The sequence below is a fragment of the Alistipes sp. 56_sp_Nov_56_25 genome (genome assembly GCF_001915285.1).
GTDB lineage: Bacteria > Bacteroidota > Bacteroidia > Bacteroidales > Rikenellaceae > Alistipes > Alistipes shahii.
In genome coordinates this window covers 64,038-78,460 of sequence record NZ_MNQF01000011.1, presented here as the reverse complement: position 1 = coordinate 78,460, position 14,423 = coordinate 64,038, and the positions used below count along the sequence as shown (strand labels likewise).

Annotated in this window: 11 protein-coding genes; 9 read left to right on the top strand and 2 right to left on the bottom strand. The window is 62.4% G+C overall.

All coding sequences use genetic code 11. From position 1 onward, the window contains the following. Positions 1-211 precede the first annotated feature (211 nt). Both BHV64_RS05285 and BHV64_RS05280 read left to right on the top strand, forming a co-directional pair. A complete protein-coding gene (locus BHV64_RS05285; protein WP_288115625.1) occupies positions 212-1,177 on the top strand; it encodes an acyltransferase in 966 nt (321 codons plus the stop codon). Between the two features lie 169 nt (positions 1,178-1,346). Then, entirely contained in the window at positions 1,347-2,000 is a 654-nt protein-coding gene (locus tag BHV64_RS05280; RefSeq protein WP_015547323.1) for an acylneuraminate cytidylyltransferase family protein, read from the top strand. Positions 2,001-2,203: 203 nt separating this feature from the next. On the opposite strand, the gene BHV64_RS05275 is transcribed toward BHV64_RS05280, so the two are convergent. Further along, the gene (locus BHV64_RS05275; protein ID WP_288115624.1) at positions 2,204-3,085 is read right to left on the bottom strand and encodes a hypothetical protein; all 882 of its coding nucleotides are present in this window, start codon (positions 3,083-3,085) and stop codon (positions 2,204-2,206) included. A 65-nt stretch (positions 3,086-3,150) separates the two neighbouring features. Here BHV64_RS05275 and BHV64_RS05270 point away from each other — a divergent pair, with 65 nt between their 5' ends. Together BHV64_RS05270 and BHV64_RS05265 are read left to right on the top strand one after the other, a co-directional pair. Further along, on the top strand, positions 3,151-4,080 hold the full coding sequence (locus BHV64_RS05270) for a glycosyltransferase family 2 protein (protein ID WP_195636045.1): 930 nt from the start codon (positions 3,151-3,153) through the stop codon (positions 4,078-4,080). 11 nt (positions 4,081-4,091) lie between these two features. Then, positions 4,092-4,949, top strand: a complete 858-nt coding sequence (locus BHV64_RS05265; protein WP_217727464.1) for an alpha/beta hydrolase family esterase — start codon at positions 4,092-4,094, stop codon at positions 4,947-4,949. Positions 4,950-5,001: 52 nt separating this feature from the next. On the opposite strand, the gene clpB is transcribed toward BHV64_RS05265, so the two are convergent. Next, positions 5,002-7,599 (bottom strand): ATP-dependent chaperone ClpB, encoded by a 2,598-nt coding sequence (gene clpB / locus BHV64_RS05260; RefSeq protein ID WP_138266326.1) that lies wholly within the window; start codon positions 7,597-7,599, stop codon positions 5,002-5,004. Between the two features lie 207 nt (positions 7,600-7,806). Between clpB and BHV64_RS05255 the strand changes: the two genes are divergently transcribed. From BHV64_RS05255 to BHV64_RS05235, 5 genes are all read left to right on the top strand, one after another. Beyond that, positions 7,807-9,702 carry a DNA polymerase III subunit gamma/tau gene (locus BHV64_RS05255; RefSeq protein ID WP_118406824.1) on the top strand — a complete coding sequence of 632 codons (1,896 nt, stop codon included), beginning with the start codon at positions 7,807-7,809 and terminating at the stop codon, positions 9,700-9,702. Between the two features lie 103 nt (positions 9,703-9,805). Further along, positions 9,806-11,110: a tyrosine--tRNA ligase gene (gene tyrS / locus BHV64_RS05250; RefSeq protein ID WP_022061658.1), complete on the top strand. Its 1,305-nt coding sequence runs from the start codon at positions 9,806-9,808 to the stop codon at positions 11,108-11,110. A gap of 1 nt (position 11,111) precedes the next feature. Continuing rightward, positions 11,112-11,465 (top strand): dihydroneopterin aldolase, encoded by a 354-nt coding sequence (gene folB, locus BHV64_RS05245; protein ID WP_015547317.1) that lies wholly within the window; start codon positions 11,112-11,114, stop codon positions 11,463-11,465. 53 nt (positions 11,466-11,518) lie between these two features. Then, on the top strand, positions 11,519-12,868 hold the full coding sequence (locus BHV64_RS05240) for a sodium-dependent transporter (RefSeq protein ID WP_277089151.1): 1,350 nt from the start codon (positions 11,519-11,521) through the stop codon (positions 12,866-12,868). 43 nt (positions 12,869-12,911) lie between these two features. Then, a complete protein-coding gene (locus BHV64_RS05235; RefSeq protein WP_217727466.1) occupies positions 12,912-14,330 on the top strand; it encodes a calcineurin-like phosphoesterase C-terminal domain-containing protein in 1,419 nt (472 codons plus the stop codon). The last annotated feature ends 93 nt before the right edge of the window (positions 14,331-14,423 follow it).

Here is a 14,423-nt window from a genome sequence, read left to right as displayed (position 1 = left end):
CTCGCATCAAATATGTGTTCAAAAGTTTTGAATGGTCATATCATACTGACAGACACCAGTATTACAACGATTTTAGCACCCGAAATGACCTATACGCCTTTTTTCATTACCTTTGGGGGCGTTACGCCCCTTTCAGAAGTCGAAACCTTTTGCCGAACCGGACACGATTCGGTTTTGGAATCGTCCGTTTTTTTTGGTAACTTTGCATGTAATGATCACCCCCGACGACATATTCCGCATTGCGGACGGAGCGGCCTTCGACGCCGCGGCGCTGGAAATATTCCGCCGCCAGGCCCGCGAATGCGCCCCCTACCGCGAATACCTCGCCCGGATCGGCGTCCGGGCGGAGCATGTCGACACGCCTGAAAAGATTCCGTACCTGCCCATCGAACTGTTCAAGACGCATACGGTCTATTGCGGGGAGACTCCGCCCGAGGCGGTCTTCACTTCGTCGGCCACGACCGGAATGACGCCCTCGCGCCACCCGATGCGCTCGCTGGCGCTCTACGAGCAGGCGTTCCGCACGGCATTCCGCAACTTCTACGGCGACCCCGCCGGATTGAGCCTCTACGCCCTGCTGCCCAATTACCTGCGGCGCAAAGGTTCGTCGCTGGTCTACATGGCCGACCGGCTGATCGCCGACTGCGGATCGGGCGGATTCTATCTGGATGACTGCGAAGGACTGCTGGCGGCGATGGAGCGCGACCCGAAGCCGAAAATCCTGCTGGGCGTAAGCTATGCGCTGTGGGACCTCGCGGAGCGGTACGCTCCGAAGCTCCGCGATACGGTGGTGATGGAGACGGGCGGCATGAAGGGTTACCGCGAGGAGATTCCCAAAGAGGAGTTCCACCGAATCCTCTGCGACGCCTTCGGGGTCGGGGAGATTCATTCGGAATACGGCATGGCCGAACTCACCTCGCAGGCCTATTCGCAGGGAGGCAACGTGTTCCGCTGCCCGGGCTGGATGCGCGTCACGGCACGCGACGTCAACGACCCGTTCGACCCGCTCCCGGCAGGCGCACGCGGCGGGCTGAACATCGCGGATCTGGCTTCCTGGTGGTCGTGCGCCTTTATCCAGACACAGGACGTGGGGCGCGTCGGCGCGGACGGCGAGTTCGTCATCGAAGGCCGCATCGACCATTCGGACATCCGGGGCTGCAATCTTCTGGTACAATGAAATGCCGGTTGAAATATCGGCAACGCATCGCAGCGCGGAATGCCGTTCCCACGGTGTTCCGCCGTGTTTGCAAATCCGCCCCACCCCTGACTCCCCGCCCGGGGCGGGAAGTTGAACGCCGCAAGCGGCAGAGTGTCGCGACGAACCCCTTTACAAATTATCAGACTCCATGAAAACCGTAGCATTCGTTCCCATCCGGCTCAACAGCCAGCGCGTCGCAGGCAAGAACCTCCGCCCGCTGGACGGATCGCCGCTGATGTGTCATATCCTGAAAACCCTGACTGAAGTGGAGGGCATCGACGAGGTCTACGTCTTTTGCAGCGACGAAGGCATCCGCGCGTTGCTGCCCGAGGGGGTCCGGCTGCTGCTCCGCGACCCGTCGCTCGACAGCGACACGACGCTCGGACGGGAGATTTACGACAGCTTCACCGCCCGGGTCGGGGCCGACCTCTACATCCTCGCCCACGCCACCTCGCCGTTCATCCGCGCCGCGACCCTTGCCGATGCGCTCGGCAAAGTGCGTTCGGGCGAATACGACTCGGCGTTCAGCGCCGAAAAAATCCAGACTTTCGCCTGGTTCGAAGGCCGTCCGCTCAACTACGCTCTCGACAACATCCCCCGCACGCAGACCATCGAGCCGGTTTACATCGAGACCAGCGCCTTCTTCATCTTTTCGCGGGAGTTGTGGTGCGGCCGCGGCCGCCGCATCGGCGATCGTCCCTACATGGCCGTCGTGGACCGCATCGAGGGTTTGGACATCGACTACCCCGAGGACTTCGCCATGGCCGAAATCATCGCGGCGAGCCGGAACCTGCCGGGATAAATAAAAGCCGATTCTGCGAACTCGCAGACTCGGAAGATTTTCGATTTGCCGGAGGCGAATCGGCAGGCCGCAGCTCCGCCTTGCGGAAGCCTGCTATTCCGCACGCTCCATAGCAGGCCACCGCGAGCAGCTGCCTGAAAACAGAGCCGAATTGCTGAAAAATGAGTCTTCCGACCCTGCGAATTTTCAAAACCGCCCTTTTTCTATTTTCGTTCCCGCTCGTAGGCGTCGATCATCGACCCCTCGGTCCGGTTTATGATCCGCGCCCCGAGCGATCGGGCGTAATCGCGCAGCGCCTCGTGGCCGCGGAACAGTTCGGCGACCTCGGCCAGATAAACGGCCATCGTATAGGGACGGTGCGGAACCTTCTGGAAGATCGGCTTCGGAACGGCCGGAGTGTCGTCGTAATAGTGCCTGTCGGCCCGGCAGAGACGGTTCTCGTCGTCGACCGACAGCCCGTCGAGCAGCGTATGATCCACCCCATAGAGTTCCAGCGTCTTGTAACCCAGCAGCAGGGCGACGTACTCGCACACCTGCACCACAGTCCCGAAGTTGGCGCTTCCCAGACCGTGGCGGTAGAGCCAGAACTCCACGCCCCGGAACCCGCGGTAGACCTGCGTGTGGAACCGCACGATGCGGATATTGGGGTTGGGCAGCGCGACACGGTAGTCGAACCGCTCGGGGTTGTAGTACTGCACGTAGAGGTTCATCGGCCACGTCACCTTTTCGGCAAGCGTGCGGTAGAGTTCCGCCACACGGTCGCGGCAGACGCTGTCGCGGAAAAACATCGGATCGGAAAGCACGTAATAAGCCGGCCGGACCGTCGTAAAACGTTCGTCCAGCGCAAAGTAGTTGACCGCCATGATGTCCTTTGCCGTGTGTTCGCCCCGGGCGATCAGCCGCGGCAGGTCTTCGGCCAGCGAAGGGCCGTTGCCGAGGATCAGGACCGACGGCTTCGGCGCGCCGACCGTTCCGGCACGGCCGACGTAGTTGCGGAAATTCTCCTTCACGGCCATCACCGCAAAGTAAAACGCCGTCTCATAGAGGTTGCGCAGGAATCGGTCGGTTTTTTCGAATACGGTCATGGTACGGTTTTATTTGCAAAAGTAGCAAAAGATCAATATCTTCGCAACAAAACCCGGCAGAACAGATGTCAGAACCCACCATTTCGGTCGTCATACCCCTCTACAACAAGCAGCTGGAAATCGGCGCGGCCGTACGCTCGGCCCTGGCGCAGACCCGCCCCCCGCAGGAGATCATCGTCGTGGACGACGGTTCGACCGACGGCGGCGCGGAGGTCGTGCGTGCGATCGGCTCGCCGCTCGTAAGGCTCGTCCGGCAGTCCAACGCCGGGGTCTGCGCCGCACGCAACCGCGGCATCGCAGAGTCGACAGGCGAATACATCGCCCTGCTGGACGCCGACGACGCCTGGGAGCCGGGGTTTCTGGCCGAAATCGCCGCCATGATCCGCGAGTTCCCCGGCTGCGGACTCTACTGCACGGCGTTTTCAATAATAAGCCACGACGGGACCTATCCGGCCCCGACACCCTCCGAGCGGGGCGTCGTGGCGAATTTCTTCCGCGAATCGGCCCACCGCTACATCGCCATCCCGTCGGCCAGCTGCATCCCGCGGCGCGTGTTCGACACCGTGGGGCTGTTTCCCGAGGGCATGAAGATCGCCGAAGACCTCTACATGTGGATTAGGATTGCCCGCCGCTACGAAGTCTGCTTCTCGCCCGAACGGCTGGTCCGCTACTCGCGGGTGGCTTCGAACCGCTCGGCGGCAAGCTACACGCCCGAGAAGACCGTCCATTCGTTCGAGGAGCTGTACGACCCGCTGGCCCCCGAGGAGGACCGGGAGTTCGTGGCCCGCGCCGCACTGGGAAAAGCGCTTATCATCAGCGCCAAAGGCGGCACGAAGGAGGCCGCCCGCGCCGCCCGGTTCTTCGCTTGGACGCGAACCTACCGCCGCACGCTGCGCAAGGTCCGCGCCCTGAACGCCCTGCCCGCCGGCTGGCGCGGTCCCGTGATCCGGCTTTACAACGCGCTGGCCTGGCGCCTCGCCCGCAAAGGACTCTAATGCTCAAAATGATGAAATACCTCCTGCACACCCTTTCCTGCCTGCTGCTTTTCGCAGCGGGAACCTGCCTCGCGCAGACGCCCGGCCACACGCTGCGTTCGGGCGGCATCGACCGCACCTACCGCCTCCACCTGCCCGAAGGGCTGCCCGACGGCGCACCGCTGGTCATTGTCCTCCACGGCTACGGAGGACAGGGCGACCCGGAACGGTTCGACATGAACCGCGTTGCCGACCGCCACGGTTTCGCCGTCTGCTACCCGCAGGGCGAACGCGACGGCCGCGGCAAAACATGCTGGAACGTGGGTTACCCCTTTCAGGCCGATATGGCCGTCGACGACGTGCGGTTCCTCTCCGAACTGATCCGGCACCTTCAGAAAAAACATGGTTTGAGCCGCCGCAACGTCTTCTGCACGGGTATGTCGAACGGCGGGGACATGTGTTACCTGCTGGCCTCGCGCTGTCCGGAGACCTATGCGGCCCTCGGACCGGTCGCCGGGTTCATGTCCGTCGAAATCCTCCGCTCGGACCGCAATCCGCATCCGATTCCGCTGTTCGAAATCCACGGCACCGAAGACCGGACGACCCGCTGGGAAGGCGACCTCGGCAACGAAGGGGGCTGGGGCGCCTATGTCTCCGTCCCGACCGCGGTCGGCTACTGGGCCGCCAAGAACAAATGCCTCGCAGAGCGGATCGACACCCTGCCCTCCCGCCCCGGCGGCTTGCAGGTCATCGCCCACCGCTACACGGAGGGCACGGACGGAAACGAGGTCTGGCTCTACGAGACCGTCGGCGGAAAGCACTCCTGGAAAGAGACGGGCGTAGACACGGGCGAAGAGCTGTGGAAGTTTTTCAGCAGATACGTCCGGTAAACGAAAAAGGGTTCCGAATCGTCGGAACCCTTTTTCACTCTGCCGGGCGGCGTCAGTTCGAGAACGTCAGCCCGTCCTGCCCGGCGTCGATCGCGATCGGCTTCGAGCGGTCGACCTCGCCGGCAAGAATCCGCTTCGAAAGGTCGTTGACCACATAGCGCTGGATGACCCGCTTCACGGGACGTGCGCCATAGAGCGGATCGTAACCCGCCGAGGCGATCCATTCGCGCGCCTTGTCACTGTACTCCAGCCGGATGCCGTTCTCCGAAAGCATCCTGCGCACGATGCCCAACTGGATGTCGACGATGCGTTCGATGTCCTTGTGCGTCAGCGGCTCGAACATCACGATCTCGTCGATACGGTTCAGGAACTCCGGTTTGAGCTGCTGTTTCAGCAGGTCGATCACCGCGAGGCGGGTCCGCTCGACAACCTCTTCGGGCAGCTTCCTGCCGTCGAAGGCCTCGGCGAAGTTATCCTGGATCACCTGCGAACCCATGTTCGAGGTCATAATGATGATCGTGTTGCGGAAATCCACCGTACGGCCCTTGTTGTCGGTCAGCCGGCCGTCGTCGAGCACCTGCAACAGGATGTTGAAGACGTCGGGATGCGCCTTCTCGATCTCGTCGAGCAGCACCACGGAATAGGGCTTGCGCCGCACGGCCTCGGTCAATTGGCCGCCCTCGTCGTAACCGACGTATCCCGGAGGCGCCCCGACGAGCCGCGACACGGCGTGCCGCTCCTGGTATTCGCTCATGTCGATACGCGTCATCATCTGGTCGTCGTTGAACAGGAACTCGGCCAGCGCCTTGGCCAGCTCGGTCTTGCCGACGCCCGTCGTACCGAGGAAGATGAACGAACCGATCGGCTTGCGGGGATCGTTCAGCCCGGCGCGCGAACGGCGCACGGCGTCGGAAATGGCCGCGATGGCCTGCTCCTGCCCGATGACACGCTTGTGGAGTTCGTCCTCCATGTGGAGCAGTTTCTCGCGCTCCGAGGCCAGCATGCGCGTCACGGGAATGCCCGTCCAGCGCGACACCACCTCGGCGACGTCCTGCGCGTCGACCTCCTCCTTGATCATCGAACCGCTGGCCGAAGCGAGGCGGTACTCCTCCTGAAAAGCGGCGATCTCCTTCTCGGCCTCCTGAATCTTGCCGTAGCGGATTTCGGCCACCTTGCCGTAGTCGCCCTGCCGTTCGGCCTGCCGGGCCTCGACTTTCAGCGACTCGATCTTATCCTTGTTGGCCTGAATCTTTTTGAGCAGATCGCGCTGGCCCTGCCACCTGGCACGCATCTCGGCGTCACGGGCCTTCAGTTCCTCGATCTCCTTGGTCAGGTGCTCGACGCGCTCCTTGTCCTTCTCGCGGCGGATGGCCTCGCGTTCAATCTCGAGCTGGCGGACCCGGCGGTCGAGCGTGTCGATCTCCTCGGGCACGGAGTTCATCTCCAGACGCAGCCGCGAGGCGGCCTCGTCCACCAGGTCGATGGCCTTGTCGGGCAGGAACCGCGAGGTGATGTAGCGCGTCGAAAGCTCGACGGCTGCCACGATGGCCTCGTCCTTGATCCGCACCTGGTGGTGGTTTTCGTAACGCTCCTTCAGGCCGCGGAGGATCGAGATGGCGTCCTCCTGCGAAGGCTCGTCGACCATCACCTTCTGGAAACGGCGTTCGAGGGCCTTGTCCTGCTCGAAGTATTTCTGGAACTCGTCGAGCGTCGTGGCTCCGATGGTCCGCAGCTCGCCCCGCGCAAGGGCCGGTTTGAGGATGTTCGCGGCATCCATCGCCCCCGACGACTTGCCGGCGCCGACCAGCGTGTGGATCTCGTCGATGAAGAGCAGTATCTCGCCCTCGCTGGCCGTAACCTCCTGCACGACGGCTTTCAGACGCTCCTCGAACTCACCCTGGTACTTGGCGCCTGCGATCAGCGCACCCATGTCCAGCGAGTAGATGACCTTCGACTTCAGGTTCTCGGGCACGTCGCCGTCGATGATCCTGCGGGCGATGCCCTCGGCGATGGCGGTTTTGCCGACGCCGGCCTCGCCCACGAGAATCGGATTGTTCTTCGTGCGCCGCGAAAGGATTTGCAGCACGCGGCGGATCTCCTCGTCACGCCCGATGACCGGGTCGAGTTTTCCCGAGCGCGCCTGCTCGTTGAGGTTGATGGCATACTTGCCCAGCGCGTCGAACTGCTGCTCGGAGGTCTGCGAATCGACCGTCGCACCCTTGCGGAAGGTGCGGATCGCCTCGATCAGCTCCTTTTCCGTCGCGCCGCTGCGTTTGAGGATGTCGGCGGCCTGCCCGCGCTCGGCCACGAGGGCCAGCAGCAGGTGTTCGACGGAGGCGTATTTGTCGCCGAAATTCTTCGTGAAGTCCACGGCGCGCTGGATCGCCTTCGAGGTGTCCTGCGCAAAGAACTGCTCGCCGCCGCCCTCGACGCGCGGCAGCGACGCCACGGCCCGGCCGACCTCGTCGCGCAGCGAACGTACATTCACTCCCACGCGCCCCAGCAGGAACGTCGAGAGCGAATCGTCCTCGCGGATCAGCACCGCGAGCAGGTGGAGCGGTTCGACAGCCTGCTGTCCCCGCTCCCGCGCCAGCGAGAGCGCCGCTTGCAGCGCCTCCTGCGCCTTGATGGTAAGAGTGTTGATGTTCATAATATGTAATTTTTAATTTTGAATTCTGAATTGTGAATTGAGCAAAACCCCTGCCAACTCCGAATCCAGGACATAGTGTCATTATTTGTCACAGAACAACTGCCAACAACTGCCAACAACCGCCAATTTGTCGTGCCGGAGCACGGCACATAATTTTTAATTCTTAATTTTTAATTCTTAATTCATATTTCGTATCTTTGCAACACTATGAGTGATTTCATCGTCAGCGCACGCAAATACCGCCCCGCGACCTTCCGGTCGGTCGTCGGGCAGAAACATATCACCTCGACGCTCCAGAACGCCATCGAGCGCGGCCAGCTGGCCCACGCCTACCTCTTCTGCGGTCCCCGCGGCGTAGGCAAGACCACCTGCGCCCGCATCTTCGCCAAGGCCATCAACTGCCTCGCACCCGACGGCGCCGAAGCGTGCAACGAGTGCGAATCGTGCCGCTCGTTCAACGAAGGACGTTCGCTCAACATCCACGAGCTGGACGCCGCGTCGAACAACTCCGTGGAGGACATCCGCACGCTGATCGAGCAGGTGCGCATCATCCCGCAGGTGGGCCGTTACTCGGTGTTCATCATCGACGAGGTCCACATGCTCTCGGCCGCAGCCTTCAACGCCTTCCTCAAGACGCTGGAGGAGCCGCCCGCCCACGCCATCTTCATTCTGGCGACCACCGAGAAACACAAGATCATCCCCACGATCCTCTCGCGCTGCCAGATCTACGATTTCAACCGCATCCGCGTCGAAGATTCGGTCGAATACCTCAAATACATCGCCTCCCAGGAGGGCATCTCGGCGGACGAAGAGTCGCTGAACCTCATCGCGCAGAAGGCCGACGGCGGCATGCGCGACGCGCTGTCGATGTTCGACAAGGCCGTGTCGTTCTGCGGCACGGCGCTGGACTACCGCAACGTGGCCCAGACGCTGAACGTGCTGGACTACGACACCTATTTCAGCGTGACGGAGATGCTGCTCGCGGGCAACTACGTCGACGTGCTGGTGGCCTTCGACAGCGTGCTGTCGAAAGGCTTCTCGGGCCAGACCTTCATGTCCGGCATGAACCGCCATATGAGGGATCTCCTGATGGCCAGGCAGCCCGACACGCTGCGACTGATCGAAATGACCGGAACGCTGCTCGAACGATACCGGACGCAGGCGGGCGCCTGCAGTGTCGAGTTCCTGTTCGGAGCCATCTCCGTACTGACGGAACTTGACGGGAAGATCCGGCAATCGTCGAACCAGCGATTGCTTGTCGAGTTGGGCCTGATGAAAATCGCCGGACTCGGTCAAAAAAAAAATGACACCCTGACATCTTCCGGGGAGTATCCGCTTCCCGAACTGACACCCCGAACGGCGGCCGCGGCCGTCGCGGCGACGCCTGCGGCGCAACCGCAGCCCGACCCGGCGACCCGCCCCGGTCCGAATCCCGTTCCGGCGGCTCCGCAGCAATCCGCAGCGGTTCAACCCGGGCAGGCCTCACAACCGGCGTCCGCGCCGATTCCCGCCCCGGCTCCGCAGCCGGCCGCACCCCGGCCGGAAACGCCGGCGCAATCCGCAGCCGCCCCGGGACCCGCTCCCGCTCCGGCCGCACGGCCCGAAGCGTCCAAACCCGCGCCCCAGCCCGTGCGGAGGCCGCTGATCTCGGGAACCTCCCTTTCGGAACTGCTCGCCTCGGCGGGCAGCAATCCGGACGAGGAGCCTTCCGAACAGGAAACGGCCGAACCGGAGGTCGCGACGATCGACCCCGAGTGCGAACGGAAACTGGAACGCGCCCGGGAAAAGATCCTGAACCTCATCCGGGAACGACGTCCGCGGTTCGTCCCGGCCTTCGAACTGATGAGGGTGCAGGGCAACACGATCTCGCTGAGCGTGCCGACGAGCGAACTGCGCGAAGAGATACTCCGCAGCAAGACAGGGATGCTGATGCGCATCGCCGAACTGGCGGGCATCACGGGAGCGATCGAACTGGAAGTGGTCGTCAACGAGGAAATTCGGGCCGCACGCCCGATCAAACTCGAAGACCGGGTGAAATACATGACAGAAAAGAATCCGCTGATCGCGGAACTCCGCAAAGCATTGGATTTGGAAGTGGAGTAACCCGCTTAAAAAGCGGGATTTATGGGCGATGGAGCGTCAGACGGAAGCAGATTCCGAACTGCGCTTCCACCGAAAAACAAAGTGAAAATTAAATAACGCAATAATGGCAACAAAGAATTTCATCGAAGAACTCGAATGGCGCGGCATGATCCACACGATCATGCCCGGAGCAAAGGAACAACTCGAAAAAGAACAGACGACGGCTTACCTGGGCATCGACCCCACGGCCGACTCGCTGCATATCGGCCACCTGGTGGGCGTGATGATCCTCAAGCACTTCCAGATGTGCGGCCACCGTCCGCTGGCCCTCGTGGGCGGTGCGACGGGCATGATCGGCGACCCCTCGGGCAAATCGCAGGAGCGCAACCTGCTCGACGAAAAGACCCTGCGTCACAATCAGGAGGCGATCAAACGCCAGCTGGCCAAACTGCTCGACTTCGACTCCGACGCCCCGAACGCCGCCGCGCTGGTCAACAACTACGACTGGATGAAGGAATTCACGTTCCTCGATTTCATCCGCGACATCGGCAAGTGCATCACCGTCAACTACATGATGGCCAAAGACTCCGTGAAGAAACGCTTCAACGGCGAGGGCGACGGCATGTCGTTCACCGAATTCACCTACCAGCTGGTTCAAGGCTACGACTTCCTGCACCTCTACGAGACGATGAACTGCAAAATCCAGCTGGGCGGCGCCGACCAGTGGGGCAACATCACCACCGGCACGGAGCTGATCCGCCGCAAGCTGGGCGCAGAGGCCGAGGCCTTCGGCATCACCTGCCCGCTGATCACCAAGGCCGACGGCACGAAATTCGGCAAGACCGAGAGCGGCAACGTATGGCTCGACCCGCGCTACACATCGCCCTACAAGTTCTACCAGTTCTGGCTCAACGTCAGCGACGAGGACGCCAAACGCTACATCAAGATCTTCACGCTGCTCGACCGTGAGACCATCGACGCACTCATCGCCGAGCACGACGCGGCTCCCCACCTGCGCGTATTGCAGAAACGGCTGGCCGAGGAGATCACCTGCATGATCCACTCGCGCGAAGAGTACGAAAAGGCCGTCGAGGCCTCGGCCATCCTCTTCGGCGGCGCCACGTCGGAGGCTCTGCACCGTCTCGACGAGCAGACCTTGCTGCAAGTGTTCGAAGGCGTGCCCCAGTACCGCGTGGCCCGCACGGAACTCGCGGCCGGCATCCCGTTCGTGGACCTCTGCGCCGAGAAAAGCGACATCTTCGCCTCGAAAGGCGAGTGCCGCAAGCTGGTGCAGGGCGGCGGCGTGTCGCTCAACAAGGAGAAGCTGGCCGACGCGATGCGCCCGGTGACCGACGCGGACCTGATCGCGGGCAAATACCTGCTCGTGCAGCGCGGCAAGAAGAACTACTACCTCGTGATCGCCGAATAGGATGGAATACCGGATCGTTCTCCAGCGCATGGAGTTCCGGGCGCTGCACGGCTGCTACGAACTCGAACGGAAGGTCGGCAACCGCTTCACGGTCGACCTGGAGATCACGGCCTGCCTGGGCGACGCGGCCGCCGAGGACAGCGTCGAACAGACGGTCAACTACCTCACGGTCTACGAAGTCGTCTCGCTCCAGATGCGCATTACCCAGCGCACGATCGAGCGCGTGGCGATGAACATCATCGAGGCGGTCTACGCCTCGTTCCGGCAGGTTCGGCACGTAAAATGCACCGTCTCGAAACTGGCGCCCCCGCTCGGCGGCAAACTGGAGAAGGTGAGCGTCGTACTGGAGAAATAGAAAACTGCGCGCACGCGGCTGCGTGCGCGCAGTTTTTCAAATAGAACCGATATATGCATCATTCACACGGCCGCGCAACGCTGGGCGGCAAATTGAGCGCCGTGCTCGTCGCGGCCGGAAGTTCCGTGGGGCTGGGAAATATCTGGCGGTTCCCCTATGTCGCCGGAGACAACGGCGGCGGAGCTTTTCTGGTAATTTACATTCTCTGCGTCCTGCTGCTGGGACTGCCCATCATGGTGGCCGAATTCTCGGTCGGACGCGCCTCGCACCGCAATGCCGTGGGAGCCTACCGGGCGCTCGCCCCCAAGTGGAGTTTCCTGGGCTACAACGGCGTCGTGGCGGCGTTCCTGATCCTGGGCTTCTACTTCGTGGTGTCGGGATGGACCGCCGAATACATGGTTCACTCCGTGACGGGAAGCCTTGCCCGGTACACCACCGCCGACGAATACAAGAGCGTTTTCGAGAATTTCATCCAGAACCCGTGGCGGCCCGTGCTCTACACCGCGCTGTTCGTGCTGGCCACGCACTTCGTCATCGCGATGGGCGTGCAGAAAGGCATCGAACGCTCGGCAAAGGTGCTGATGCCCCTGCTGTTCGTCATCCTGATCGCACTGTCGATCCACTCGCTGCTGATGCCCGGCGGCGAGGAGGGGCTTCGGTTCCTGTTCCGGCCCGACTTCTCGAAGGTGACGCCCTCGACGGTGCTCGTGGCGCTGGGGCAGGCCTTCTTCTCGCTCTCGATCGGCATCGGCACGATGGTCACCTACGCCTCCTACTTCAAACCCGACACCAACCTGCGCCACACGGCGCTCAACGTCACGATCCTCGACACGCTGGTAGCCGTGCTGGCCGGCGTGGTGATCTTCCCGGCGGTGTTCAGCGTGGGCATCGAACCCTCGTCGGGACCGTCGCTCGTATTCATCACCCTGCCGGGCATCTTCAACTCGATGCCGCTGAGCATGGTCTGGTCGTCGGTATTCTTTCTGCTGCTGGTCGTTGCGGCGCTCACCTCGACCATCTCTTTACACGAAGTCATCACGGCCTACCTCCACGAGGAGTGGCACATGAGCCGGCGGGCCGCCGCATGGTCCACGACCGGAGCCTGCATGGCGCTGGCCGCCGTGGCATCGCTGTCGCTGGGCGTTCTGAAGGGATGGAACATCTTCGGACTCACGATTTTCGACTCGCTCGACTACCTCACGGCCAACATCCTGCTCCCCGCCGGCGGATTCTTCACCTGCATATTCGTCGGCTGGCGCCTCGACCGGAAAATACTCAAGGCCGAAATCAGCAACAACGGCACGCTGAAATTCCGTATCTACGGGGTGTTCATCTTCCTCGTGCGCTACGTCTGCCCGGCGGTGCTGCTGCTGATCTTCCTGGATAACCTGGGCCTCTTTTAGCGGCCCGCACCGATCAGAACGAAACCCAAAACCTACCGAAACCATGAAACGATTCATTGTCCTGCTGCTCGTCTGCTGCCTCGGCGCAGCCGTTACGGCCCGCCCGATCCGGGGCACGGTCAAATGCGCCGGGACGCCGGTCTCCGGCGTCACCGTCACGGACGGCCACTCCTTCACCGAAAGCGGCGCCGACGGAACTTTCACCCTCGACGCCGACGACGACGCGCTGTTCATCAGCATCGTAACCCCTTCCGGCTACCTGGCCCCCATGGAGCAGGACATCCCGCAATTCTTCCGGCCCTACGCCGCTTCCACGAAGCGTTACGATTTCGAGCTGCGTCCGTGGCCGGCCACGGGCGAGGTTTACGAATTGCTGGCGATCGGCGACCCGCAGCCCAAAACCGCGGCGCATTTCGACCGGCTCCGAACCGAGATCATCCCCGAACTGCAACGCGCGACCGCCCTCGGGAAGCAACGGGGCACGGCACAGGCGGCACTGCTGCTCGGCGACATCGTCTGGGACTCTCCGGAGCTGTTCGCCGGCGTCCGCGAGCAGTTCGCATCGCTCGGAATACCGGTCTACGGCGTGATCGGCAACCACGACCACGACCGGAACAAATACACCGACCGGGAGGCCACGGAGAACTACCGGAACCATTTCGGCCCCACCTACTACGCCTTCGACATGGGACGGACCCACTACATCGTCCTCGACGACATCGTCTACCACGGAGCGAAGAAATACGACGAGCAGATCGACTCGCTGCAACTGGCCTGGGCCGCGGAATACGCCCGGCGGCTGCCCGCCGGGTCGCGCGTCTGCGTGGCCATGCACGCCCCGGCCATGAAGGCCTGGAAAGGCAATCAGGTCATGGAGTCGGCCGCCAGGCTGATGGACGCCTTCGCCGGCCACGAACTGCATTTCATCACGGGACACACGCACGTCAACTCGAACTACGACATCCGCGAAGGAGTCGTGGAGCACAACGTGGCACAGATCTGCGGAAATCTGTGGTACGACCCGATCAACAAGGACGGCACGCCCAAAGGCTACCAGCTCTTCCGCGAATGCGGCGGAGAGTTCTCGTGGGAGTACCGGAGCCTCGGATCTCCGGCCGTACGGCAACTGCGGGTATGGCAGCCCGGGCAGGTGGAAGCGTTTCCCGGAAGCGTCGTGGCCAAAATCTGGAACTGGGACCCCTGCTGGACCGTCGTCTGGTACGAGGACGGCCGTTACCGCGGCGCAATGCAGCGCATCCAGATCGTCGATCCCGACTATGCGGCGCATCTCGACTCTCTGAAAAACGCCGGGCGGAAACTCGCCAAATCGCAGCAACCCCGCATCTCGGACTTCTATTTCAAAGCGCGTCCTTCGGCTTCGGCACAGACGATCGAGGTAGTCGCCACGGACCGTTTCGGACGCCGCTATTCGGAGCGCATCACGCTCGAAAAGGCCCAATGACCGGCCGAAGCGGCGACAGCTGAACAAGTCCGGGCGAGCGGCGGGAACGGATCAGACGAACGAACGCCGGACAGCAAAAGAACGAGGCGGATG